The sequence below is a fragment of the Burkholderia aenigmatica genome (assembly GCF_048627025.1).
Taxonomy (GTDB): Bacteria; Pseudomonadota; Gammaproteobacteria; order Burkholderiales; family Burkholderiaceae; genus Burkholderia; species Burkholderia aenigmatica.
The window spans coordinates 219,827-245,460 of sequence record NZ_CP184469.1 but is presented as its reverse complement, the minus strand read 5'-3'; the positions used below and the strand labels follow the sequence as shown (position 1 = coordinate 245,460).

The 25,634-nt window shown below is 67.1% G+C and carries 14 protein-coding genes; 9 read left to right on the top strand and 5 right to left on the bottom strand.

Features of this window, described 5'->3' with window-relative positions:
• Nucleotides 1–407: 407 nt before the first annotated feature.
• The 7 genes from ACN8ZM_RS18070 to ACN8ZM_RS18040 all read left to right on the top strand — a co-directional run bounded on the left by ACN8ZM_RS18070 (nucleotide 408) and on the right by ACN8ZM_RS18040 (nucleotide 10,820).
• The gene (locus tag ACN8ZM_RS18070) at nucleotides 408–2,129 is read left to right on the top strand and encodes a methanol/ethanol family PQQ-dependent dehydrogenase (protein ID WP_175021162.1); all 1,722 of its coding nucleotides are present in this window, start codon (nucleotides 408–410) and stop codon (nucleotides 2,127–2,129) included.
• A gap of 80 nt (nucleotides 2,130–2,209) precedes the next feature.
• Nucleotides 2,210–3,418 (top strand): c-type cytochrome, encoded by a 1,209-nt coding sequence (locus ACN8ZM_RS18065; protein ID WP_420211936.1) that lies wholly within the window; start codon nucleotides 2,210–2,212, stop codon nucleotides 3,416–3,418.
• 97 nt (nucleotides 3,419–3,515) lie between these two features.
• Nucleotides 3,516–3,830, top strand: a complete 315-nt coding sequence (locus ACN8ZM_RS18060; protein ID WP_301809892.1) for a high-potential iron-sulfur protein — start codon at nucleotides 3,516–3,518, stop codon at nucleotides 3,828–3,830.
• Entirely contained in the window at nucleotides 3,814–5,721 is a 1,908-nt protein-coding gene (locus ACN8ZM_RS18055; protein WP_420211935.1) for a sigma-70 family RNA polymerase sigma factor, read from the top strand. The genes ACN8ZM_RS18060 and ACN8ZM_RS18055 overlap by 17 nt, the downstream gene beginning before the upstream one ends.
• Before the next feature lie 247 nt (nucleotides 5,722–5,968).
• Nucleotides 5,969–7,951: an acetate--CoA ligase gene (gene acs / locus ACN8ZM_RS18050; RefSeq protein WP_420211934.1), complete on the top strand. Its 1,983-nt coding sequence runs from the start codon at nucleotides 5,969–5,971 to the stop codon at nucleotides 7,949–7,951.
• Nucleotides 7,952–8,134: 183 nt separating this feature from the next.
• Complete coding sequence (locus tag ACN8ZM_RS18045; protein ID WP_420211933.1) at nucleotides 8,135–9,205, top strand: porin; 1,071 nt, start codon at nucleotides 8,135–8,137, stop codon at nucleotides 9,203–9,205.
• 208 nt (nucleotides 9,206–9,413) lie between these two features.
• Entirely contained in the window at nucleotides 9,414–10,820 is a 1,407-nt protein-coding gene (locus ACN8ZM_RS18040; protein ID WP_420211932.1) for a methyl-accepting chemotaxis protein, read from the top strand.
• A 329-nt stretch (nucleotides 10,821–11,149) separates the two neighbouring features.
• On the opposite strand, the gene ACN8ZM_RS18035 is transcribed toward ACN8ZM_RS18040, so the two are convergent.
• The 4 genes from ACN8ZM_RS18035 to ACN8ZM_RS18020 form a co-directional block, all read right to left on the bottom strand.
• On the bottom strand, nucleotides 11,150–11,599 hold the full coding sequence (locus tag ACN8ZM_RS18035) for a hypothetical protein (RefSeq protein ID WP_420211931.1): 450 nt from the start codon (nucleotides 11,597–11,599) through the stop codon (nucleotides 11,150–11,152).
• 184 nt (nucleotides 11,600–11,783) lie between these two features.
• The gene (locus ACN8ZM_RS18030) at nucleotides 11,784–12,140 is read right to left on the bottom strand and encodes a DUF6881 domain-containing protein (RefSeq protein WP_420211930.1); all 357 of its coding nucleotides are present in this window, start codon (nucleotides 12,138–12,140) and stop codon (nucleotides 11,784–11,786) included.
• A 77-nt stretch (nucleotides 12,141–12,217) separates the two neighbouring features.
• Nucleotides 12,218–14,632, bottom strand: a complete 2,415-nt coding sequence (gene pbpC / locus ACN8ZM_RS18025) for a penicillin-binding protein 1C (protein WP_420211929.1) — start codon at nucleotides 14,630–14,632, stop codon at nucleotides 12,218–12,220.
• Nucleotides 14,633–14,686: 54 nt separating this feature from the next.
• On the bottom strand, nucleotides 14,687–20,683 hold the full coding sequence (locus ACN8ZM_RS18020) for an MG2 domain-containing protein (RefSeq protein WP_420211928.1): 5,997 nt from the start codon (nucleotides 20,681–20,683) through the stop codon (nucleotides 14,687–14,689).
• 285 nt (nucleotides 20,684–20,968) lie between these two features.
• On the opposite strand from ACN8ZM_RS18020, the gene ACN8ZM_RS18015 reads away from it, so the two are divergent.
• Nucleotides 20,969–22,237 carry a lipoprotein-releasing ABC transporter permease subunit gene (locus tag ACN8ZM_RS18015; RefSeq protein WP_420211927.1) on the top strand — a complete coding sequence of 423 codons (1,269 nt, stop codon included), beginning with the start codon at nucleotides 20,969–20,971 and terminating at the stop codon, nucleotides 22,235–22,237.
• 39 nt (nucleotides 22,238–22,276) lie between these two features.
• On the opposite strand, the gene ACN8ZM_RS18010 is transcribed toward ACN8ZM_RS18015, so the two are convergent.
• A complete protein-coding gene (locus tag ACN8ZM_RS18010; protein ID WP_420211926.1) occupies nucleotides 22,277–23,086 on the bottom strand; it encodes a hypothetical protein in 810 nt (269 codons plus the stop codon).
• Nucleotides 23,087–23,642: 556 nt separating this feature from the next.
• Between ACN8ZM_RS18010 and ACN8ZM_RS18005 the strand changes: the two genes are divergently transcribed.
• Nucleotides 23,643–25,598, top strand: coding sequence for a Xaa-Pro dipeptidyl-peptidase (locus ACN8ZM_RS18005; RefSeq protein ID WP_089451957.1), 1,956 nt, complete (start codon nucleotides 23,643–23,645; stop codon nucleotides 25,596–25,598).
• Nucleotides 25,599–25,634: the final 36 nt, after the last annotated feature.

Genomic DNA, 25,634 nt, shown 5'->3' with positions numbered 1-25,634 from the left:
GTCTCCGCGCTTGTATTCCGCCGGCTCATGCAATGCACCGCACGGCGATATGGTGTCGAGAAGCGCACGTGCGAGAACTGTGCCAGCGCTGCCTGCGCCGCGCCCCGATTCCCGGCGGCGCGGAAGCGCGCGACGGCCCGCCTGTCCCGCGGACTGCACCACCTGTCATGTTTGGCAACACTTCATGCGCGGTGGTGTACCTGAATGCAACACCTTCGTGGATGCCATGGCGCGACGCGTCCGACAGCGCATCACGCGCAGTACGCCGGTGTGCCACGCCGCGCCAGCTTCGCGCCGCGATGGCATGCGACTTGCGTAACCGGCAGTGCACTCGGCCCGGAATCCCAACCGTGCCGGCGCGACGAACCGTTCGCGGCGGTGCGATCACAATGACTCAGGAGACAACCATGAAGAAACTCTCGGCTTCAGCGAGCCGGCTGGCGACGATCGGAATCGCGGTGGCGGCCGCCGTCGCGCTGAACCCCGGCCTCGTGGAAGCGGCCGCGGACTACCCGGCCGTGACCTACCAGCGGCTGACCGACGCACACACCGATCCGGGCTGGCTGACCTACTACCGCACCTACGACGGCCGCTCGCATTCGCCGCTCAAGCAGATCGACACGTCGAACGCGAAGGATCTCAAGCAGGTGTGGGCCTACAAGTTCCCCGCCGACCTGAAGCAGGGCTTCGAGGCCACGCCGATCGTCAACGGCGACTATCTGTTCGTGACGACGCCGAAGGACAACGTCTACGCATTCGATGCCAAGACGGGCAAGCAGCTGTGGAAATACGAGCCGAAGCTCGGCGCCGCGTCGTTCAAGACCGCGTGCTGCGACGTCGTGAATCGCGGCGTCGCGCTGTACGGCAAGAACGTCTATGTCGCGATGCTGAGTGGCGAAGTCGCCGCGCTCGACGCGCAGACCGGCAATCTCGTGTGGAAGAAGCAGATGTTCGAGCCGGGCCTCGGCTACGCGTTCTCGCTTGCACCGCTCGCGATCGACGGTGCGATCGTCGTCGGCACGTCCGGCGGCGAATACGGTATTCGCGGCTACATCGCCGCGCTGAATCCGGAGAACGGCTCCGAAGTCTGGAAACGCTACACGATCCCCGCTTCCGGAGAAAAGGGCGCGGAAACCTGGCCCGACGGCATGCAGAGCCATGGCGGTGGCGCGGCCTGGCTCACCGGCACGTACGACGCCGCGTCCCGCACGCTTTACTGGGGTGTCGGCAACCCGGGCCCGTGGCTCGCGGCGCTGCGTCCCGGCGACAACCTGTATTCCGACTCGCTGCTCGCGCTCGATGCGAAGAACGGCAATCTGAAGTGGCACTACCAGTACACGAACAACGATACGTGGGACTACGACGGCGTGAACGCGGCTGTCCTCGCGGACATCAAGTACAAAGGCAAAGACTACGACGCGATCATCCACGCGGACCGAAACGGCTTCTTCCACGCGATCGACCGCACGACCGGCAAATTGATTTATGCGACGCCGTTCGTGAAGGCGTTGTCAGTCACCGGTTACACGGCCGACGGCAAGCCGATCCAGGACGAATCGAAGTTCCCGAAGGCCGGCACGACGATTGAAACGTGCCCGAGCTTCCTCGGCGGCAAGAACTGGTGGTCGATCTCGTACGACCAGGAACGCAACATCGCGGTCGTGCCGGCGCTGCATGCGTGCATGAGCCTCACCGGCAAGTCGGTCAGCTACATGGAAGGCCTGCCGTATCTCGGCGAAGGCTTCGAGATCAAGCCCGAACCGGGCAGCGAGGGCTACGGCGAACTGACGGCAATCGACGTCAACACCGGCAAGAAGCTGTGGAGCCACTGGTCGAAGAAGCCCTGGAACGGCGGCGTCGCGACCACCGCGAGCGGTCTCGCGTTCAGCGGCTCGCTCGACGGCCACCTGTATGCGTTCGACACGGCAACCGGCAAGGTGCTCTGGGAGAGCCCGCAACTCGCGAGCGGCATCATTTCCCAGCCGTCGGTGTATGAGGTCGACGGCAAGGAATATGTCGCCGTGCTCGCCGGCTATGGTGGCGCGAACCCGATCTGGGGAGGCCCGATGGCCGACATCGCCAAGGACGTTCCGCGCGGCGGCACGCTCTACGTGTTCGCGCTCGACTGAACAGGCATCAGGCCCGCGTCGCGCCCGCATGCGCCCGATGGGGGCGCGACGCCCTACCCGCTTCAACCGGACACACGATCATGAATACTCGTCTCACTTCCATTACCGTTGCCAGTCTGCTCGCCGTGGGCGTGGCGCTGACACCGGCAGCCGCGTCGGCCGGCGTGCGCATTTGCACGCTGCCCGGCAGCCCGACCACGGCGCTCGACCGATCCGTTGCGCGCGAAGTCTTCCGCACCGCAGGCATCGCCGCCACGTTCAACAGGCGTGGCGTCGACGACGATGGCGGCGACGACGGCATCTCCGCCAGCGAGTTGAAGAAATCGCTCGAACGCGACTGCGATGTGATCGCGGGTTTTCCGCGTTCGGAAATCGCCGATGCGTCGGGATCCAGAATGACGTTCTCGCAGGGCTATCTGCGCTCCGGATACGTCAGCGTGTCGTTGCGCGACGCGCAGGCCTCGTCCGGTGCAAAGGAAACGATCGCGGCCACGTACGGCAGCCCGTCTCAGCTGATCGCCGCACAGCAGCCGAACGCCCGCTTCGACCTCGAAAATACGAGCGAGAAAACGATCGGCGCGGTCGCCGCGGGCCGTGCCCAGCGTGCGATCGTCTGGTATCCGAGCGTCGTCGCATACGAGCATGCGCACCCGCACCAACGGTTCCAGGTTGCGGCGACTTCGTCGCCGTACTCCAACTGGCAACTGTCGTTCGCATTCGGCCCGGGCAAGGACGCATTGCAAAAGCGCATCGACGCAACGTTGTCTCGAATGAACGGCGATGGCCGCCTCGCCTCGCTCACGCGCGCCTGGGCGCTTCCGGACACCGTCACGCAAGCCGCCGCTGCGCGTGCAACCGGCCGGTTTCTCGACGGCGCGGTCGCATCCGCACAACAGGGCCCGGCAAAGAGCGGTTTCGTGAAGGTTTCAGCCAGCGAAGGCGACGGCATACCGTCGTTCGACCAGGCACAGGTACAGCATGGCAAGAAGATCTATGCCGACGCCTGCGCGAAATGTCACGGCGACCAGCTCGAAGGCAATACCGCCCCTGCATTGAGCGGAGAAGCCTTCGCCCCGGAGGGCAAGTCGCACATCACGGTCGGCGGCATCTTCCAGTACCTGTCGAACAACATGCCGGCCGATCGCCCCGGCAAGATGACGGCACAGGAATACGAGGATGTGATGGCATTCCTGCTTTACTCGAATGGCTACGATGCGTCGAAGCACAAGCTGACCGCCGATATCGCCACCGCGTCGAAGGCGCCGCTCATCGCCGGACCGCGCAAGTAACTTTCCCGCCCGCTTTCGTTTCGACCGCCCCCGCACCGGGAAGCATGCCCGGCGCGCGGGTCGGACTTCATCTTTTCATTTCACGCCGGATAACGCCATGACCTCCCCCAATCGCAGAACCTTCCTCGTCCACGCGGCCAGCCTGTGCGCCACGCTCGCGGCCGGCACCCGCGCATTCGCGGCCGCACCGCCCGTCGACGAAAACGACGCGGCCGCGAAGACGCTCGGCTACCGCGCAAAGGCCACAACCGTCGACGCGGGCAAGTTCCCGAAGTACCAGGCCGGCCAGACCTGTTCGAACTGCCGGTTCTACAAGGCCGCCGCAGGCGAATCCTCCGGCACGTGTCCGATGTTCGCGGGCAAGGTGGTTGCCGCCGAAGGCTGGTGCAACGTCTATGCAAAGCTTGCTTGATCCCGGCCCCGCGCGCGGACGCGACAGCGCACCGCGTCGCGGCACGGACACCGACCGCGCGGTGCATCTGCATGCGCTGATCGCGCTGAGCATCGATCGCGGATACGTGACGCACGGCGAAATCGCCGACGCGTTACCCGACGATGCCGCCGACGACGCGGATGTGGACGCGGCCGCGTCGATGCTCCGCGAGCTCGGTATCGAGGTACGCGAGCATGCCGGCTCGCGTACCGCGTGGACGCTCGACCGTCATTTTGCGCAGGCGCCGGAAGTCGCGTTACCGCTCGCCGACGCCTCGACGCCGCTCGCGGCCGACGATCTGCTCCTGGGCCGCACCAACGATCCGGTCCGGCTCTATCTGCGGGACCTGAGCGCGACGCCGCTCCTCGAACGCGACGAGGAGATCGCGCTCGCGCTCCATCTGGAGCGCGGGCGGGCGGCATGCATCGACGCGTTGAGCCGGGATCCGACTGCGCTCGCCGGCATCGCGGCGATGGCGGACGACGTCCGCGCCGGCAAGGTCGCGGCATCGGTCTACGTGACGGGGTTCGCCGACGATGCGGAATCGCTCGCCCAAGCGCCCGCGATGCTGCCCCACGATTCGCCCGGGAACGACGCGGCGCCCGATCCGACCATGGCGTCGCCGGCGCCGGAAGGCAGCACGGACCTCTCGCCGGACAGCCCGGCGTGGCGCGATGCGGTCGCCGAATCGCTCGCGCGCGCCGGTGCGCTCGCACCGGCGATGCGACTCGCATTGAGCGTCGACGGGTTCGCCTCGGCCGGTTATCGCGCGCTGATTCGCGAGGCTGCCGCGTTGACCGGCAGGATCCGCTTCACCTCCCGCGCAATCGAGCGTATCGGTCATGCGATCGGCGAACGCGCCACCCAGGCACGCCAGATCGAAAAACGGCTCGTCGCTACCCTGGCCGCGTCGGGCATGCGTACCGGATCCACGCGCCGCGACCTCTTCGCACCGTGCGACGACGCGCGCGCATGGCTGCACGAATGCATCGCCGCACATCCGGAATGCGCCGCTGCCCTCGCCCGCCACGTGCCGGCACTGATCGAAGCCCGTCTCGCACTCGCCCGTCTCGCCGGCCAGTCGCCCCTGCCGCTCGACATCGCGGTCGCGCTCGATGCACGGCTGTCGCGGATCGACCGCGCGATGCAACCCGCGAGAACGAAGCTGTTCCGGAGCAATCTTCGGCTCGTCGTATCGGTCGCCAAACGGTATCCCGATCGCGGCCTGCCATTCCTCGATCTGATCCAGGAGGGCAATATCGGCCTGTTGAAGGCCGTCGATCGCTACGATCACCGGCGCGGCTTCAAGTTCTCGACCTATGCAACCTGGTGGGTCCGGCAGGCCATCACGCATGCGCTCGCCGATCAGGGCCGCACGATACGCGTGCCCGCGCATACGGTCGACTCGCTCAACAAGCTCTCGCGGCTCGCGCGAACGCACCGGCAACGAACCGGCGATGTCGCCGACGCGCCCGCACTCTCCACGCAGATGCAGTTGCCCGTCGACAAGATACGCGAACTGATGAGCATCGTGCGCGAGCCCGTCTCCGCGGACTCGCCCATTTCGCCCGATCACGACCTCACGTTGTGCGACGTCACGATCGACCCCGATGCGCCAACCCCGGAAGCATCCGCGAGCGCCGGCCAGCTTCGTACCGCGGTGGCGACGCTGATCGACAGCCTGCCCGCACGCGAAGCGTGGATTCTGCGTCTGAGGTACGGCATCGATGTCGAAAGCGAGTATTCGCTGCGTGAGATCGGCCGGCAACTGAACTTGTCGGCCGAACGCGTTCGCCAGATAGAGGTGTCGGCGCTCGAACGAATCCGGCAATGCAGGCACGCACCGGCACTGCGATCGCTGCTCGCCTGACGCAACCGCCTCAGCCGCCTTTCGAGCCGAACGCCATCTGCTCAGGACTGCAACACACCGTGCTGCATTTCTGAACGCCCCGCCGCCTCGCGCTACCGTCCGCGACGCCGCCCGTTCGCACGGATCGATCGGCACGCGCCCGACTGCCGCGGCTGTCGCCGCATGCGTGCATCGAACCTCAATACTGGCATGCATGTTGCGTTTTCCCGAACGCCATCAGGCACCACAAGAACGCAAGGAGACACGTTTGTCTGCGATTGAATCGGTTCTTCACGAAACCCGCCAGTTTGCGCCGCCCGCGGCGCTCGAGCAGGCGGCGACCATTTCCGGCATGCCGGCCTACCGTGCGCTCGCCGCCGAAGCCGAAAGCGATTACGAAGGCTTCTGGGCGCGTCTCGCGCGCGAGGGCCTCGCGTGGCACAAGCCGTTCACGACAGTGCTCGACGAGTCGAACGCACCGTTCTACAAGTGGTTCGACGACGGCGAACTGAACGCGTCGTACAACTGTCTCGACCGCCACGTCGAAGCCGGCAACGGCGAGCGCGTCGCGGTGATCTTCGAAGCCGACGACGGGTCCGTCACGCGCGTCACCTATGCGGATCTCCTCGCACGCGTGTCGCGTTTCGCGAATGCACTGAAGAAGCGTGGGATCGGCAAGGGCGACCGCGTCGTCATCTATATCCCGATGTCGATCGAAGGCATCGTCGCGATGCAGGCCTGCGCGCGCATCGGCGCGACGCACTCGGTCGTGTTCGGCGGCTTCTCCGCGAAGTCGCTGAACGAGCGGCTCGTCGACGTCGGCGCGACCGCGCTCGTCACGGCCGACGAGCAGGCGCGCGGCGGCAAGACGCTGCCGCTGAAGAGCATCGCGGACGAAGCGATCGCGCTGGGCGGCTGCGAGGCCGTGAAGAGCGTGATCGTCTATCGCCGCACCGGCGGCAAGATCGACTGGCACGCCGAGCGCGATCTGTGGATGCACGAACTGACGGCCGGCGAATCCGACCAGTGCGAGCCGGAATGGGTCGGCGCCGAGCATCCGCTGTTCATCCTGTATACGTCGGGCTCGACCGGCAAGCCGAAGGGCGTGCAGCACAGCACGGGCGGCTACCTGCTGTGGGCCGCGCAGACGATGAAGTGGACCTTCGACTGGAAGCCCACCGACGTGTTCTGGTGCACGGCCGACATCGGCTGGGTCACTGGCCACACGTACATCACGTACGGCCCGCTCGCCTGCGGCGGCACGCAGGTCGTGTTCGAAGGCGTGCCGACCTACCCGGACGCCGGCCGCTTCTGGAAGATGATCGGCGACCACAAGGTCACCGTGTTCTACACCGCGCCGACCGCGATCCGCTCGCTGATCAAGGCGGCCGAGGCCGACGACAAGGTGCATCCGAAGAGCTATGACCTGTCGAGCCTGCGCATCATCGGCACGGTCGGCGAGCCGATCAATCCGGAAGCCTGGATGTGGTATCACAAGCACGTCGGCCAGGAGCGCTGCCCGATCGTCGACACGTGGTGGCAGACCGAGACGGGCGGCCACATGATCACGCCGCTGCCGGGCGCGACGCCGACCGTGCCCGGTTCGTGCACGCTGCCGCTGCCGGGCATCATGGCCGCGGTGGTCGACGAAACCGGCCAGGACGTGCCGAACGGGCAAGGCGGCATTCTCGTCGTCAAGCGCCCGTGGCCCGCGATGATCCGCACGATCTGGGGCGACCCGGAACGCTTCAAGAAGAGCTACTACCCCGAGGAACTCGGCGGGCGGCTGTATCTGGCCGGCGACGGCACCGTGCGCGACAAGGACACTGGCTACTTCACGATCATGGGCCGGATCGACGACGTGCTGAACGTGTCGGGCCACCGGCTCGGCACGATGGAAATCGAATCGGCACTGGTCTCGCACGAACTCGTGGCCGAGGCGGCCGTGGTCGGCCGTCCGGACGATACGACGGGCGAGGCGGTGGTTGCGTTCGTGGTGCTGAAGCGTTCGCGTCCGGAAGGCGAGGAAGCGGCGGCGCTTGCGAAGACGCTGCGCGACTGGGTCGGCAAGCAGATCGGGCCGATCGCGAAGCCGAAGGACATCCGCTTCGGCGACAACCTGCCGAAGACGCGCTCGGGCAAGATCATGCGGCGCCTGCTGCGCTCGCTCGCGAAGGGCGAGGCGATCACGCAGGATACGTCCACGCTCGAGAACCCGGCCATCCTCGAACAGTTGAACCGCTCGATGTGACACCACCCGCCGCGGCGGGCGTTCCGCATCGCCGCAGCGCCGGAGCGCGGCCGTATCCGGCCCGCGAGAAGCATCGCCGTGCGTTCCCCGACGGCACGGCATGCAGGCGGCTCGAATCGATTCCGTCGCCGCACTTTTAATTAGTTATACGTATTACAACACTCAACAAAACGGAGACAGACGATGAACGGAAGGACACGGATGATTTGCGCGGCACTGCTGGGCGCAGCGGCAAGCACGAGCAGCTTCGCTCAGAGCAGCATCACGCTGTACGGCGACCTCGACGCCGCATTGCTTTATACGAGCCGATCGCTCGACTCCGCAACCGGTGGCAACGCCGGACGCCAGTTCGCGCTGACCGACACCGGCATGACGCCGACCAATTTCGGCATGACGGGTACCGAATATCTCGGCGGCGGGTTGCATGCGAGATTCAAGCTGGAAAGCGGCTTCAACATCACGGACGGCGCGTTCGGCCACTCGAACGGCAACTTCTTCGGCCGCCAGGCGTGGGTCGGAATCGACGGCGGATTCGGCGAGACGAAGGTCGGCCTGCAGTTCTCGCCCTTCGTGCTCGCGGTGCTCGGATCGGATCCCCGCAATATCTCGCACTTCGGCGCCGCGCTGATCCCTTACGTCGACAACGTGCTCGTCACGGGCCTCTTCAACCCGAATGCGATTTCGTACACGAGCCCGACGATCGCCGGGCTGACAGGCAGCGCGATGTTCGGATTCGGCGGAAAAGCCGGGGATTTCCAGGCGGGACGCCAGTATTCCGGCAGCCTCACCTATACGAATGGCGCATTCATGCTCAACGCGGCGCTCTACGACGGCAACGGCGGCACGTCGCCGACGCCGGTTCCGAGCACGGTCGCATTCGTCGGCCGCACGATCGGCGCCGCCTACACATTCGGGCCGGTGACCGGCAAGGCGTCGTTCACGAGCTACAAGGTCGCCGGCTCGTTCAGCAACAACGTGTATAGCGCCGGTCTCGACTATCGCGTCACGCCGGCCCTCGACCTGAACACCGGCGCGTGGTACACGACCGACCGCAACGATTCGCACAATCATTCGCTGCTTGCCGCGATCGGTGCCGACTACAGCCTGTCGAAGCGAACCGGCCTGTATGCGCAGGTCGGCGTCGTCAACAACCACGGCGCGATGGATACGGGCCTCGGCATAACGGGCGGCGCGCTGTTCGGATTGCCGGGCACGACGGTCGGTGTCAATGCCGGCATCCACCACGTATTCTGACGCAGCCTGCGGACGGACGGCCGGCACACGGCCGTCCCCGCACGCCGCGAGCACGGGCAACGACGTGCTGTGCCCGGCGTCGCGCCGACCATCCAGCCTCGATGTTTACCCGACCTCAAGTCTGCAGCCGCGCTGCCGTCAAGTCAGGAGCGCACGCCCACTATCCGCCAGGAACCAGGCGGGTGCGCCCTCAAGGAGACCCAGCAACGTGAACCTTTTCGGAATCGGTCGCGGCCGCCGTTCATCACGCGCACTCGTCGGCGACATCGCCGAGCAGGCCGGCAGGCTCGGCATCGAGATCTGCGATGTGTCGGGGCACGTCGAGGAAGTCGCCGCCCGCGTCGCCCGGCAGGCGGAGGTCTGCCATACGCTGCGCGAATCGGCGGCCCTTACGTTGCGCGGCAACCACCGGATCGCCGAGGCCGCGCAGCAGGTGCGCAACGTCAGCGCCAACGCATCGAGCGCGGTCCGGCAGTCGCAGCAGACGATCGAGGCATCGCTCGCGGACATTCACGTCCTCGTCGAGGGCGTCACCGCGATCGGCAGCCAGATGGGTGCGCTACGCGACGCGCTCGATCACGTGCGGGCCGTGTCCGAGGAGATCTCCGTCATCGCTCGCCAGACCCACCTGCTTGCGCTGAACGCCGCGATCGAGGCCGCGCGCGCGGGCGAGTCGGGCCGCAGCTTCGCCGTCGTCGCAGCCGAGGTCAAGAACCTGTCCGCCAAGACCGGGCAGGCCACGGCCCAGATCGAAACGACCCTTGCGCGCCTCGCCGAGCAGACCGAACACCTGATCGCGGACGGAACCGACAACGCCGCGCGCGCGCACCGCGTACGCGAGGGCACGCGCACGATCGGCGAAGTCGTGCGCGCGACCGGGCACGCGATCACCGAGCTCGCCGGCGAAGCCGAACAGATCGCGTCGCTGACGGACGAGATCGAGACGCAGTGCCACCGCCTCGACGAACAGGTGGGCGAGATGGCGTCCGGTGTCGAAAACTCGAGCGACAACTTCTCACAGGCCAAGGATCGGCTCGGCAATCTGCTCTCCGTCTCCGAGACACTCATCGAACTCACGGCCGCGACCGGCATCGAGTCGCCCGACACGCGCCTGATCGAAGCCGCGCGGAACACCGCCGCCGCGATCAGCAAGCTCTTCGAGGAGGCGGTCAGCCGCGGCGACATCGCGCTCGACGCGCTCTTCGACGTTCACTACGAGCCGATTCCCGGCACCGACCCGCAGCAGTTCGTGACGCGCTTCACGGCCTTCACCGATCGCGTGCTGCCGGCCATCCAGGAGCCGGTGCTCGGGTTCGACGAGCGCATCGTCTATTGCGCCAGCTTCGACAGGCAGTGCTACCTGCCGACCCACAACCGGAAATTCTCGCTGCCCCAGCGCGCAGACGCCGCCTGGAACGCCGCGAATTGCCGGAACCGCCGGATCTACACCGACCGGACGGCGCGCACCTCCGTGTCGCATACCAAGCCGTTCCTGTTGCAGACCTACCGGCGCGATATGGGCAATGGTCAATTCGCGCTGATGAAGGACGTTTCCGCGCCGATCGTCGTCGGCGGACGACCATGGGGGGTCCTGAGAATCGGCTACAGCGTCTGAACCGGTGCGGGTGGGCCGCTACTGCTCCAACCACACCGCCAGCGGCGGCTGATCGCTACGCCCGTGATAGGGGTCGGACGCGCACGGGTGCGCGCTGCTGGTCGCGATCCAGGGGTTGAAGGGGCTGCAGGCGAAGGCGGATATGGGTGATGGAAGGCTGCCCGTGCGCCGCTGTGACTGGCATCGGGAAAGAGCACTGGAGATGGATGCGGGGATTTCTGTGGAGGTCGCCTGACGCCCCGCAGCAGTCCACCGGATTCGCCGGCAACGGCCACTCGCCACGAGGTCGTCAGGCAGATACGCCTGCCCGGCTGTCGCCAGCAAGCAATTCAGGTGTCGTAGTCGCCGCTGTCCCACGGCTCGAAGAAAGCCATATAGTTTCCTGGCTCCATGATGTATAGCGCCGTGTCGTCATCTTCGTCCCTGTCATCCGCCACGAGTCCAAACGTGACGCCGAAACGTTCGACAGAGAAAGGAGCGATCTCGATGCGACCGTACTGCACTTCGCCAAGCTCGGCCAGATACCGTTCGCAGCAGGCATTGCGTGCCGTCAGATCCATGGCGGCACGCGGACCAAAGGCTTCGATTCGCGCCTCTTGCAAGGTGCCTCCGGCATCGAACAGATAAAGCGCGACATATTCCGCGCCCGGTCGGTTCGAGGATTCGGGTACGAACGGCGTAGTCAAAAAGAACTGGCTGCCGCTAACCGTTCGGCCGACGTACTTCGCGCCGAACTCGTCATGATTGATTGCGATGCACTCCGGCGGTGTGGCCGTCATGATGAAAATTCCTGTTGCGGGTGACGAATGGCTCGGACTGCACGATTCCACCCAACCGCATCGTGCAGACACGCTTCCGATATGGCCGATCACGGCGGACGATCACGTCCGACGCTCTCGTTATCGATGGTCGGCGATCTACGCGTTGATGTCGAGCGACTGATTGCGGCCCAACGCCGCACACTCAGTCGACGCGATCGATACGTGTCACATGGCACGACCATAGCGCTTCGAAATCTTCCAACGTGATCTCTCTTGCATCGAATTCAGGATCGGCGTTGATCTCGACCAGCGGCGGTACCGGAACCGTTCCAAGCGCCGTTCCATGCGACGACCTCGCTTCGTCGGCAAATCCCACCCGGCCGTCGCGAAAGAATTCGAGCTTGCGCACCTCATGGCGATCCCGATCCAGCACCGAAACGAGTCGGACCGGCTCTGCCTCGAAAGCGTGCTTCCACGCGACGTCGATTGCAATCATTTCATTTCTCGCTGCACTGTTGTCGAACGATGGCGCCGGCCGAATGCCGACAGTCTGCCCCATGACCGCGGAAATCCACCCAGCACAACAGAGGTCGACGCAGTCACACGACAGCCACCCAGGTAACAGGCGCGCAACCGCTATTGCTCCAACCCCACCGCCAGCGGCCGCTGATCGCTGCGCCCGTGATCGTCGACCACGCGCACCGTATAACTGCCGGCCGTCCGCGGCTGCCAGAACAGCGCATCGCCCGGCGCACTGCGTCCGACAAATGCATCGTTGACGAACCAGTACAGCGCATGCGCGCTCGCATCGGCCGTCGCGTTGAACGCGATGCGCGTCTCCTCCGTGCTCCTCACCCGCATCGCATACGTACTGCCGCGCAGCGGCGACGTGATGCGCGGCGGATCACCCTCGACCTGCCCCGCGTCGCGGCAGTCCGCGTTCTGCGGCGGCCGCCGGCGCGGAATGCCGGCCTGCGCGAACACCTGCTGCAGATCCGACGGCCAGAACTCGAAGATCTCCGTATGCGTGCGCTTGCCGTCGTATGGCGGGCACGCAGCCTTCCCCGTCGCATCGTCGATCACGACCGGCCGGTGCACGGTGCTCACGCGAATCGGCGACGTGCCCGGAATGAACCACGTCCAGCCCTGCTGCGGACACCACTCGTTCGGCAAATCGCCGCTCGCGAGGCAGATCCGCACGCGCTTCAGCTTCGGCGGCAGCGCGCGCGGCGGCTCGACGAGCGTGCGCTCGGCATTCAGCGCATCGACGACCTGGAAGAACAGCGGCGCGGCCGCGTCGACGCCGACGAACGCCGTATTGGTCGAGTTGTCGAAATTGCCGACCCACACGACCAGCACGTATGGGCCGAACACGCCCGCCGTCCACGCATCGCGGAACGACCATGACGTCCCGGTCTTCCAGTAGACGGGCACGCTCGATGGCTGCGCGCCGCTCGTCTCGTCGGGGCGCAGGTGCTGGCGCAGCATGTCCATCGTCATGTAGCTCGCCTCGGCGCTCAACAGGCGCCGGCCGGGCAGCGCCGGTTCGTCCGCGCGCAGCCGCAGCGGCCGGAACTCGCCGCGATTCGCGAGCATCGCGTAAAGCGCCGCGAGATCCTGCATCGTCACTTCGCCGCCGCCGAGCACGAGCGCAAGCCCGTAGTGCTGCGCGCTCGCGAGCCGGCGCACGCCGGCGTCCTGCAGGAACCGGTACAGGTCCGGCGACTTGAGCTGCGACGCGACCCACACGGCCGGTACGTTGCGGCTGCGGTTCAGCGCATCGGTCGCGGTGATCGGCCCGAGGAAATGGCCGTCGAAATTCTCCGGTGCATACGGGCCGAACGCGGTCGGCACGTCGCGCAGCACGGTCTGCGGGTGCAGCACGCCCTGGTCGAAGCCGAGCGCATAGATGAACGGCTTGAGTGTCGAGCCCGGCGAACGCCGCGCGAGCGTGCCGTTCACCTGCCCGTCGATCGTGCGGTCGAAGAAGTTCGCCGAGCCGACGAGCGCCTTCACGCCCATGTCGCGCGTATCGACGAGGATCGCCGCCGCGTTGCGCACGCCGCGCGTATCGTTGCGCGCGACATAGCGTGCGATCTGCCGTTCGAGCGTGCGCTGCAGGTCGAGATCGAGCGTCGTCACGAGCCGCGCGCCGGCGTCGTGGTCGTCCGCCGCGCCGCCCGAGGTCGTGCGCCACGCGCTGCGTGCGGCGAGCGCCTGATCGACCGCATGCGGCGCGTCGAACGGCAGCGCGGACAGCGGCCGCATCGCAAGCGGCAACGCGAACAGCGGCTTGAGCGACGCATCGCCCGGATGCTTCGTCAGCCAGCGCGCATACAACCGGTTGCGCGACGCGGCCAGCGCGCGGTTGATCTCGTCCTGCCCGCCGCGCACGCGCCGCGCCGGGTCCTGCGGAATCACCGCGAGCGCGAGCGCCTCGGGCAGCGTCAGCGCATCGGGCATCCGGTCGAAATAGACGACGCTCGCGGTGCCCGCGCCTTCGACGTTGCGGCCGTACGGCGCATCGTTCAGATACGCTTCGAGGATCTGCCGTTTCGAATAGAAAAGTTCGAGCTGCACCGCGCGTGCGACCTGCTCGAGCTTGCCGGCCGGCGTGCGCGTGTTCAGCCGCCACAGCGAGCGCGCGAGCTGCATCGTCAGCGTCGAGCCACCCTGCGGATTGCCACCGCGCACGTACGTGATCCATGCGCCGCGCGCGAGCCCGTACGGGTTGAAACCGGGATGCCACCAGAACCAGCGGTCCTCGTGCAGCATCACGGCTTCGACGAGCTGCGGCGACATCCGGTCGAGCGGCACCCACAACCGGTAGCGGTCGTCCTTCGCGAGCGTCAGGCGCAGCAACCGGCCCTGCGCGTCCGTCACCGCAACCGACGACGGTTTCCAGTCGCGCAGCGGCGGATGCGGCCACAGCCGGCACGCGGCCAGCGCGCCGAACACGAGCAGCGCGCCGGCGATCCAGTTCTGCCAGCGATGCAACCAGTGGCCGGCGCCGTGCAGCGCGCGCCGGAGCACCGAAACGTCGTCAGTCACGCGCGGGCGCTCCTCGCCCCCGGCGCAGCAGGTCACGACGTGGCGTCCTCATCGTCATCGCACGCGCTCCACCGTCAGCGTCGTGCCGCCGGGCGCCTGCGCCTGCACGCGGCGGTCGTACATCGACTCGCCGTATGCCGGCGGCGCGATGAAGCGGCCCGCGTTGCTCGCCTTGATCCGGTAGACGAACTCGCGCACGTCGGTCGTCGCGGTGCCGTAGATCACCACGCGATCCTCGCGAACGTCCGCGAACTGCGGCTGCCACGTGGAACCCTTCACGCCGATCGGCGAACGCCACGGTGCATCGGCCACCGGTGCCGACGCGCCGCCATCGCCGTTGCTGTCGCCGTCCTGCGTGTCGGTCACGGGCGGCGGCGCGATCACCGGATCGAAGCCGCCCGGCAGCAGGTCGACGATTGCAACGTTGCCGACATTCGCCGAGCCCGTCGCACGGATCTTCAGGTGCACGTCGATCTCCTGGCCGAGCGTGATCTTGTCGAGCGGCCTGCCGTCCGTGTCGGTGTAGTCGCGCACGATCTCCAGCCCGTTCTTGATCGCCTTCGTCGACGTGCCGCGATCGTAGCCCGACTGGCTCGAGACCCACCACGCGGGCAGCGTGCTGCCGTTCACGAAGTCGACACGCGACGCACTGCCCGACCAAGTACCCGAGCGCACGAGGTTCGCCTGGATCGACGACACGTCCTTCGGTGCGGCACCCGCGCGCACCTCGTCGATCGCGAGCTGGTCGAGCTGGCCCGCACTCGACGCCGCATACGCATCGAGCGCGAGGATCGTCATCGCCGACGACAGCGTGTTGTAGCGGTTGTCGACGAGCGGCGCGGCGAGGTTGTCCATCGCGCGCGGCGACAGCTTGCGCACGCGCTCCGGGAAGTGCTTCGCGATCAGGTACAGCACGCTCGCGTCGCGCGTCAGCGGATCGAGGTAGTAGCCGGTCACGTAACCGCCGTCGGACGCGCGCTTGCGCTCGAGCAGCGCCTGCGGGCCGGCGATCAGTGCCGCCGCTTCCTTGTCCTGCTTCAGCAACTGATACGACGCGGCGAGCCACGCGGCCGCGAGATCGTTCTTCCAGTCGTTCGGATACGCATCCTGCAGCCGCTTCTGCACGGCCGCGAGGCTGTTGGTCGTCACGTTGCCCTGGCGCGTCAGCAGATACACCGCGTACGCGCGCTGCCGCAGCAGGTCGAGCGAGCCGAGCGAATCGTTCGCTGCAAGTTTCTGCAGATACTGGTTGCCCGCGTCGGGCATGTCCTTCGGCACCGCGATGCCGCGCTCGCGCGCATCGAGCAGCACGTGCATCGCGTACGCGGACACGAACGGATCGGCATCGGGCGTCGCGCTCCACAGGCCGAACCCGCCCTGCGCGTTCTGCCGGCTGCGCAGCACGACGAGGAACTGCGTAATCGCCGCTGCGTTCGTCGCGTCGGCACCCGGGTCGGTCGCATGCATCGCGCTCGTCAGCGCGCGCACCGACAGCCACTTCGCCGCGAACACGCGCGGCACGGCCGCGCTCACCATCTGCTCGCTGCAGTAGTGCTCGAAGTTGACGAGATACGACGACAGCCCTTCGGACAGCACGAGCGGCGCGGTCGAGATGCTCGCGTCGCGCGACGCATACGCGTCGTACATCGACCTCAGGTTCGGCACGTTCGCCTTCTTGCCCGGATCGAGCCGCGCGATGTCGAGCTGCGTGCGGAACGCGGCGGCCGGACGCACCGACACGTCGACGCGCTGCTGCGCGCCCTTCGCGCCGTAGCGCGCGCCGAACGACAGCGCGCCCGAGCCGAGCGTGTCGGTGGCCTTCACGCGGAACATCGCGACGCCCTCGTGCTGCGGCGCGAGCGCGACGTTCTGCGTGGCCGGCCCGATCACCTGCAGCTGCGGGCCGGTCTTCAGCGTGACCGCGACCGGCACCGGCTGGTTGCCGACCCCCGTCAGGTTGTTCGCGACACCGACGCTGACGTCGGCCTCGTCGCCCGGCGCGAGCGTCGTCGGCACGTTCGGCGACAGCACGAAATCGCCGCGTACCGTCGTCGCGCCTTCGAATGTGCCGACCAGGTCCGGCGACACCGACACGGCCATCACGCGCAGCTTGCCGTTGAAATAGTCGGGCACCGTGTAGCTCAGGCGCGTGTCGCCGTTCACGTCGACAATCCCCGACCAGTAGACGACCGGCTTGTCGCGCTTGCGCTTGAACGGGTTCAGCTGACGGCCGATCGCATCGTCGGCGTCCCCCCCCGGCGCGGCCATCGCCATCAGCTTCTCGAAGTCCGGCAGGATCAGGTCGAGGATCTGCGACGTGCCGACTTCGAGCATCCGCTTGCGGAAGAAGAACTTCAGCGGATCGCCGAGCTTGTAGCGCGCGACCTGCAGGATGCCCTCGTCGACCGCGAACACGACGACCTTCGCGGGCTTCGCCGAATGCACGGTGAAATTCACCGTCTCGCCCGGTTTCACGAGCGCCGGCGCATCGACCGACACCGCGTTGCGGCGCGCATCGAGGTTCACCGAGAACGGCACGACGCCGTAGCTCAGCGGACTCATGAAGATTTCATCGGATGACGGATCGCGGATGTACTGCACGTTGATGTAGCCGTTGCCCTCGAAGCCGGCCGGCACCGTGATGTGCTGGATCGAGCTCGTCGTATCCGCATGGAACCACGCGTGCGCATACACCTTGTCGCGCTCGATCGTGATCAGGCCGCTGCCCGCGTAAGGCGCGCGGATCGCGATCTCGACCTGCTCGCCCGGCTTGAAGTCGTGCTTCGCGAGGCTCACCTGCAGCTCCGCGTTGCGGTCGAGCGAACGCGTGACGTTTGCATCGCCCGTGACCGAATACTCGATCCGGTTCACCGCGGCGCCGTCCGCGTTGCGGATCACGAGCGCATAGCTGCCCGGCTTGTCGGTGCGCAGCGTGAAGTCGAGCCCGGCTGCCGGAATCGTCAGCGGCTTCTCGTCGACCGGCACTTCCTTCAGCCGCGAATCGTATTTATATGCGCCGGAATCCTGCTTGGTCAGCACCGATACGTAGCGTTCCTCGACGAGCTGCGCGCGCAGGCCCTTCACGTCGGTCGCCTTCGCGTTCGGATCGATCGCGACGAGCCGCACCGTGCGCGGGCTGCCGCGCTTCACGTAGCCGAGATCGTCGACCGACTTGTAGCCGACGAGCCAGTCGTTGTTCGACACGAGCGTCTGTGCATTCGCGGCGACGTTGCGCCCGCCTTCCGCTTCGTAGGCCTTCGCCTGGAAATAGAGCTGGTAGGTCGCGTCCGCGTACTTGTCGAGATCGAGATCGAACTCGGCATGCCCCTTGTCGTCGGTCGTGCCGTCCTGCAGCGTCGTCGTATAACCCTCCTTCGCGCGGCGTGCATCGAAGAAGTGATAGCCCTGCCAGCTGCGGAACGACGGCCACACCGGGCGCAGCGTCAGCGTCGCCGCGACGCGGCGCTTCTCCGCCGGCGTGCCGAACAGGTTCTGCGCATCGACGATGCCCTTCAGCCCCTTCGGCTTCACCCACCCTTCGACGACCTGCTGCGACAGCTTCGCATCGACCTTCATCCGGTCGGGCAGGAACTCCTTCACCTGCACCGTCGTGCTGCCGATCGGCTCGGCGCCCGGCTGGCCGTCCTTGACGATGTACAGGTTGACCGTCCACGTGCCGGTCGGCGCCGTTTCGGCCGTCGTATAGCCGAGCTCGGTGAAACCGGTTGCATCGACCGTCACCGGCTTGCGCTCGACGGTGATCCCGCGCGGGTCGACGATCTCCGCCTGCAGCGGCACGCCGGCCGGGCTGCGCGCCCAGCTCGCCGCGCGCACGATCAGGCCGATGTGGAACGGGTCGCCAGGGCGATACAGCCCGCGATCCGAGAACAGGTACGCGGACAATTGCCCCTGGCCGGTCGCATTGCGCTCGCCGTCGACGTCGAAACGCGAGAAATCGAGCTGGCGATCGCGGCCGGCCACCGGCAGGAACGACAGGTCGGTGTCCTTCTTCACGACATACAGCTGCGGCCGCTTCTCGCGGTCGAGCCCCTTGAACGCGGGGAAATGCACGATGCCGTCGGCGCCGGTCGTCTGCGTGAACAGCGCCTGGCCGTTCACCGCGAGCACCGACACGGTTGCGCCCGCAACCGGGCGGCCGTTGCGGATCGACTGCACGAACACGTCCTGGCTGCCGTCCAGCGCCTTCTTGACCAGCATCCCGAGATCGGTCACGACGATCAGGCGCGTGTCGCCGAGCGCGCTGTCGTCGCCGTTGCCGTTGCTGTCGCTCGAATCGGCGTTGTCGGACTGATCCTGGCTGCCGTCGCCGGACGATGCGTCGCCGTCCTTCGCGTCGTCGGCCTTTTTCTTCTCGGCGGCCGGGTCGTACTTCGTCAGATGCAGCAGGAACACGCCGCGCTTGCCGCCCTTCAGGTACTGGCCGAGATCGATGCCTTCGTAATGCGCCTTGCCGGGTTCACCGGCCGGGAACGCGCGCGTCTGCACGAAGCGCTCGACGATGTGATCCTCGCTGAACGAATACGAGAGCTCGGGCCGTGCGTACGTGCCGTTGTTGAAGCTCACCAGATGCTGAAGCTGGTCGGGCAGCACGCGGCCGATCTCGACCTTCATCCCCGGTAGGTTGCGCGACACGACCGACAGCCGCTTGCTGCCGCTCATCGACAGCAGCGAACCGTCGGCCATGAAGCGCAGCAGCTTCGGATAGTCGGGCACCGTGAACGCGGCCGTCACCGGTTTGGCGAGCAGGTAGCCGCCCACCGATTTCAGGTCGCCCTCGAAACGCACGACGATGCGATCACCCGGCGTCGCGTGATACTTGAAGCTTTGCAGCGTCGCGTAGTCGTTCTCGGTCGGCACCGCGTCGAGCGGCAGCGGCTTCGACTGCTTCAGCACCGCATCGCTGATGTCGGCCACGTTCCATTCGTACGGAGGATCGTCGTCCGACTGATCGACGCCCGGCTTGCGCTTCGGCAGCACCCACGCCTTGGCGCGCGCGGCCAGGTCGGCGCTGCGCACGCCGTCCGACGCTTCCGCGACGAGCACCTGCTCGGGTTCGTAGCGCTCGTTGTCGACGAGCGTCGGCGCGATGTTGTCGATCGACAGGCTGTAGAGCCCCGGCACGTTGACCGACGCATGCAGCACGTCCGGCGTGCCGTTGCCGCCTCGCGAACTCTTCACGCCCTTGTCGACGTCGAGCCGTGCCACCAGCGGATCGCGCGGAATCTCGAGCGGCTGCGAGTAGACCCACGCGCTCGTCTTCATCTTGTCGTAGTTGACCGTGTAGCGCAGCGGCGTCGAACTCTTGCCGTCGCGGCCGACCAGCACGAGGCCGATGCGCTTCTCGAACTCGGCCGGATCGACCGGGTAGTTGAAGCGCAGCTGCAGCAGCGCCTGCTTCTCCGCCGGATTGTCGGGGTTCTGGTAGAACTCATTGTTGCCGAATGTCGCGGCGAACGCCGGCAGGTCGAAGGCGAAACGGTCGTCGTGCATCGTCACCTGCGGCGCGAACACCCGGTGCACCGCGAAACGCACCTCGACGTGCGCGCCGACCGGCCAGTCGGCCGCCGGCGTGAAGCGCAGCGTCTTGTCGTCGACCCACTCCCACGCGCCCTTCAGCGCGGGTGTCATCTCGATGCCGTCGCCGGCCGGCTTGCCGACCTGTTCGATCGGCGCGGCCGATTGCGCGAACACGACTTCGAGCGGATGCACGGTGATCTTCGGCTTGTCGCTGTCGTCCACCTCATAGGTGGTGATCGCCGGCGCCTTCACGGTGAAGCTGACGGTCTCGGGCTCGGGCGGTTTCGGGCGATGCTTGAACCAGTAGCCGCCGTAGCCCAGCGCGGCCGCGAGCAGCACGAGGCCGCCGGCATGCCACGGGCGGCGGCGCACGGCCGCGACGGTGACGCCCATCCACGCGGGCGCCGTCCACGACACGTCGCCGACCAGCGGCCGCAGCACGCAGCCGAGCAGCCACCAGACGAAGCCCGCCACGCGAACGGGCAGGAGCAGCAGGAAGCGCAGCAAATCCATTGTTATTTCCTTGTCAAGGACATGCTGCCGGGTGCGGCAACCTTCCCCGAATCGTTATGGGTCTTGTGACGGCGCGGCCCGGTTGCGCCGTAAATACTTGGTATGTTCGACCGGATGCTGGGCGCCATTATCGATCAGACCCGAAACGATGGAAATATCGGCGTGCCGGCGCGCAACGCTGCCGGATAACCGGCCGGTCGGGCGGATTTCGGCTCGCCGGCCAACCGCTGCGCGCGGTCGCGCGGCGTTCGCTAGAATGCGCGGCTCGGCATGATTCGAATCGAAATGAAAGGAAAACGCTTGAAACTCCCGTTCGAATGGCAGATCGGGCTGCGCTATGCGCGCGGCGGCCGGCGCTCGGCCGGCGACGGCTTCGTGTCGTTCATTGCCGGCGCCGCGATGGCCGGCATCGCGCTCGGGGTCGCCGCGCTGATCGTCGTGCTGTCGGTGATGAACGGATTCCGGACCGAAGTGCGCGACCGGATGCTGTCGGTGCTCGCGCACGTGGAAATCTTCTCGCCGACCGGCGCGATGCCCGACTGGCGGCTCACCGCGCACGAATCGCTGCAGAATCCGGCGGTGCGCGCCGTCGCGCCCTATGTCGATGCGCAGGCGCTGCTGACGAACGCGGGCAGCGTGACGGGCGTCGCGCTGCGCGGCATCGATCCGGTGCTGGAGCCGCGCGTGTCCGAGATCGCGCGCAAGCTGAAGACCGGGCGGCTCGACGCGCTCGTACCGGGCGAGATGGGGATCGTGCTCGGCTCGGCGCTGGCCGACGCGCTGCACGTGATGATCGGCGACCGCATCACGTTCTTCGCGCCCGGCAATACCGCGCGCATCGGCGACGCGCTGCCGCAGTTCCGGCAGTTCAACGTGGTCGGCACATTCGAGTCGGGCCACTACCAGTACGACAGCGCGCTCGCATACATCCATCTCCGCGACGCGCAGACGCTGTTCAACGTGCGCGCGCCCACCGGCATCCGGCTGCGCCTCGACGATCTTCAGCGCGCGCCGGACATCGCACTGGAACTGTCGCGCACGCTGTCGGGCGAGCTTTATATCCGCGACTGGACGCGGCAGAACCGCACGTGGTTCGAAGCCGAGCGGCTGCAAAAGCGCATGCTGTCGCTGATCCTGATGCTGATCGTCGCGGTCGCCGCGTTCAACCTCGTGTCGTCGCTCGTGATGACCGTCACGCAGAAGCAGGGCGACATCGCGATCCTGCGCACGCTCGGCGCGCCGCCCGGGTCGATCATGAAGATCTTCGCGATCCAGGGGATGACGATCGGCCTCGCCGGCACGCTGGCGGGCGTCGCGCTCGGCTGCGCGATCGCGGTGAGCATCCCGTGGGTGCTGCCGGCGATCGAGCAGTTGCTCGGCATCCGCTTCCTGACACCGTCCGTGTACTTCCTCAGCTCGCTACCGTCGAAGCTCGCGATGACCGACGTGATCGAGATCGCCGCGGCCGCGTTCCTGATGTCGTGCGTCGCGACGCTCTACCCGAGCTGGCGTGCCGCACGGGTACGGCCGGCCGAAGCGCTGCGCGACGAATAGGCGCACGGTGTCCGGCGCACGGCTCGACGAAGCGCGCCGTTATGCGATCTCGTGGAAACCGATGCTGTTGCGGCCGTTCAGGATGTCCTCGAACGCAGCCTCCAAGCCGACGTCGATCAGGCCCGCGCGCCTGCCGTAGGTCTTCTGCCCCGCATCGTCGACGAAGATCGCCGCGCCCGACGACAACTGGCGATCGGTATCCAGCAGCGCGAGCGTGCCGCGCGCGCTGCCGGCCGACTGCTCGAACTTCAACGGCGTGCCGTCCTGCGTGGTGAAATGCCCGCCGGCCTCTTCGATCTTCTGGTTGCGCGCGACGGACGTATTGATCTCCTTCATGAAGAGGAAGTCCGCGTCGGCGCGCTGGCTGGCCAACTTGCGATCATCGTCCGTGAACGTCTCGCCCACCGAGGCCGCGCCCTGCTCGGCAAAGTCGACGGCCTGCTGGTGAAATTCGCGCGTCGCGAGCACGAGGCCCGCGTTCGCGTTCAGCGTCGACTCCACCCACGCGCGATCGCTTTCCTTCATCGTCTTCGACACGACCTCGATCCGGCCGTTGCCGGTCTTGAAGTCGAACTGCGCGTCGGCCAGATCGGGGCGCTTCGCGATGATCTCGTGCAGGCTCGTCGCGAGCTGGCTGGTGACGCCGCGCAGCTTCGTCGACAGGTCGCCCAGCATCGACATCTGCTTCATGCGCGCCGCGTGCATCGCGTCCTGATCCAGCGCCCGGATGGTGATCGGCGCGTCCTGCTGCCCGGACGCCGCGTCCGTCTGCGGGCGCCCGTCGAGCGCCGCTTGCTGCGCCATCTGCACGAGCGAAAGGCCGCTCACTGCCGTGACTGAAGTCGTCATGCCCTCTCTCTCCTTTCAATCCGTTTTTTACCGTTTACGGAAAGATTTCCCGGAAATTTAGACCGGTCTCACGTCGATCGCTGGGCGCGCGCTAAAACTTTGTTTGACTCAAACTAAAAAAGTTTGACACCAAGATTTCACTGAGATAAGTTTGGCGCAAGCTTCCGGAAAGCATTCCGGCCAGCCCCGCCGACTCGCGTCGCGCTTTCCTGCCGTTGCAGCACCGCCGTTCGCAACATCCCCGCCTCATCGCATCGTGCCGTTCCGTTTCGTCTGAAACCTGAAGGAAGATCGGGCATACCCGCATTTGATTCGCACTCCTGCATTCATTTCGCGCCGCCAGCCCCGCATCGACCGGGCGGCACGAATCAGCCGCCGCGCTGACGCTTTCCGGTCGGGGCGATGCAGTCGCCTCGACACCGGCCGTGACACCCGGGCATCACGCCCGGCGCTTTTGAAGGTGCCGTTCCGTTTCATCCGATGCAGCACCCGGCCGGGCCGCAGGGGGCATATCGCGGGCCGTCCGGTTCCAGACAATCACAACAAGAGGTCGACAATGGACATTCATCGAACCGGATTGCGTCGCGCGTGGCTTCCCGCGCTCGTTGCAGCCACGACGCTCGCCGCGTGCGGCGGCGACGACGGCGGCAGCGTGGCGGGCGTTTCCGCACTCGCACAGGGCCAACAGGAGGGGGCCGCCGCATCGGCGGCCGACAAGCAGTCGCTCGCATCGCGCATCTCGCCGTCCGGCGTCCCGTACGCCAATCCGGCCAGCGGCGGCCGCTACCGGCCCGTGATCGCGAACGGCCAGGTGCAGCCGTCGCTGTCGGGTGGCACGATCGAGGAGAACGCGTGGGTCGACACGCCGGTCGATTCCGACGGCGACGGCACGCGCGACCGCATCCACGTGCGCATCGTGCGCCCCACCGAAACCGCGAACGGCGCGCGCACGCCCGTCATCGTGCTCGCGAGCCCGTACTACGCGGGCCTCGCCGACAGCCCCGACCACAACGTCGACGTCGAACTCGACGGCACGCCGCATCCGGCCGCCACTGCGGCCACGGCAGCGACCGGCGCCTCCGCACGCATCATGGCCGCCGCGCCGCAGGTTCGGATGCTGCAGCAGGTCGAAGCCGCCGCCGCCGGACGCTCGTGGATCGAGGGCTACTTCATCCCGCGCGGCTTCACGATCGTCTACGCGGATTCGCTCGGCACCGCCGGCTCGGACGGCTGCCCGACGATCCTCACGCGCGACGAATCGGTCGCAATGGCCTCGGTGATCCGCTGGCTCGGCCGCGACGCGACCGCGAAGGACGCGAACGGCAAGACGGTCGTTGCAAACTGGTCGACGGGCCACGTCGGCATGTACGGCGTGTCGTACGACGGCACGCTGCCGAAGATGGTCGCGAGCCTGCGCACGCGCGGGCTCGACGCGATCGTGCCGGTCGCCGGGCTGACGAACATGTACGGCTACTACCGCTCGGGCGGGCTCGTGCGCGCGCCGGAAGGCTATCAGGGCGAAGACGTCGACGTGTACATCAAGGCGCTGCTGACGAACGCGCATCCGGAGCGCTGCACGCACCTGATCGACGAAGCATTGCAGCAGGAAGACCGCAAGACCGGCGACTATTCGCCGTTCTGGGCCGCGCGCGACATCCCGACCGCGTACGCGGTCGCGCCGGCGCTCGTCGCGCAGGGGCTGACCGACGACAACGTGCGCGTCGACCAGTCGACGGCGTGGCATCTCGCGATGCGGCGCCAGGGCGTGCCGACGCAGCTGTGGCTGCATCGCCTGAAGCACACCGACCCGACCCGCGTGCCGGCGATGGCCGATGCGTGGACCGCGGAAGTGAACCGCTGGTTCACGCGCTACCTGATCGGTTTCGACAACGGTGTCGAACGCGATCCGCGCGCGGTGATCGAGCAGGCGGACGGCACGCTGCTGAAGGAAGCGGACTGGGCCGCACGCCGCGCCACGCCGGTCACGTATTTCGCGGGCGGCGACGGCGCGGGCACCGGCACGCTGTTGCGGCTGCCGAGCGGCGGCCCGCTCGCGCGCTTCACCGACGATGCGCGCATTACCGCGCTCACGCTGGCGAACGCGCCGACAGGCGAGAACCGCAGCCGGTTCGAAACCGCGCCGCTCACGGCCGCGACACGCCTGTCGGGTTCCGCGACCGCACGCGTCAGGCTGACCTTCACGGCGGTGGCCAACGTGACGGCCCTGCTGGTCGATCGCGCGCCGGACGGTACGGCCACGATCGTCACGCGTGCGTGGACCGATCCGCGCAACCGGTTCTCCGAGTGGCGCTCGGAGCCCGTGCTGCCCGGGATGCCGTACGACCTGAAGCTGACCTTCATGCCGCGTGACTACAAGCTGGAAGCCGGCCACCGGCTGGGGCTCGTCGTCCTGTCGAGCGACAACGAGGCCACGCTGCGGCCGACGCCGGGCACGGGCCTGACGCTCGATCCGGCCGGCACGTCGGTGACGGTGCCGCTGGTGTCGTCCTGACCTGAAGCGGGCGATGCGCGTGCGGTCGGGAACGAC

What these genes read in the sequence shown, in the direction of transcription:
- ACN8ZM_RS18010 (WP_420211926.1), bottom strand. Translation starts at nt 23,086, where the DNA reads ATGACGACTTCAGTCACGGCAGTGAGCGGCCTTTCGCTCGTGCAGATG.
- ACN8ZM_RS18070 (WP_175021162.1), top strand. Translation starts at nt 408, where the DNA reads ATGAAGAAACTCTCGGCTTCAGCGAGCCGGCTGGCGACGATCGGAATC.
- ACN8ZM_RS18065 (WP_420211936.1), top strand. Translation starts at nt 2,210, where the DNA reads ATGAATACTCGTCTCACTTCCATTACCGTTGCCAGTCTGCTCGCCGTG.
- ACN8ZM_RS18045 (WP_420211933.1), top strand. Translation starts at nt 8,135, where the DNA reads ATGAACGGAAGGACACGGATGATTTGCGCGGCACTGCTGGGCGCAGCG.
- ACN8ZM_RS18060 (WP_301809892.1), top strand. Translation starts at nt 3,516, where the DNA reads ATGACCTCCCCCAATCGCAGAACCTTCCTCGTCCACGCGGCCAGCCTG.
- ACN8ZM_RS18015 (WP_420211927.1), top strand. Translation starts at nt 20,969, where the DNA reads ATGAAAGGAAAACGCTTGAAACTCCCGTTCGAATGGCAGATCGGGCTG.
- ACN8ZM_RS18005 (WP_089451957.1), top strand. Translation starts at nt 23,643, where the DNA reads ATGGACATTCATCGAACCGGATTGCGTCGCGCGTGGCTTCCCGCGCTC.
- ACN8ZM_RS18020 (WP_420211928.1), bottom strand. Translation starts at nt 20,683, where the DNA reads ATGGATTTGCTGCGCTTCCTGCTGCTCCTGCCCGTTCGCGTGGCGGGC.
- ACN8ZM_RS18030 (WP_420211930.1), bottom strand. Translation starts at nt 12,140, where the DNA reads ATGGGGCAGACTGTCGGCATTCGGCCGGCGCCATCGTTCGACAACAGT.
- ACN8ZM_RS18035 (WP_420211931.1), bottom strand. Translation starts at nt 11,599, where the DNA reads ATGACGGCCACACCGCCGGAGTGCATCGCAATCAATCATGACGAGTTC.
- ACN8ZM_RS18055 (WP_420211935.1), top strand. Translation starts at nt 3,814, where the DNA reads ATGCAAAGCTTGCTTGATCCCGGCCCCGCGCGCGGACGCGACAGCGCA.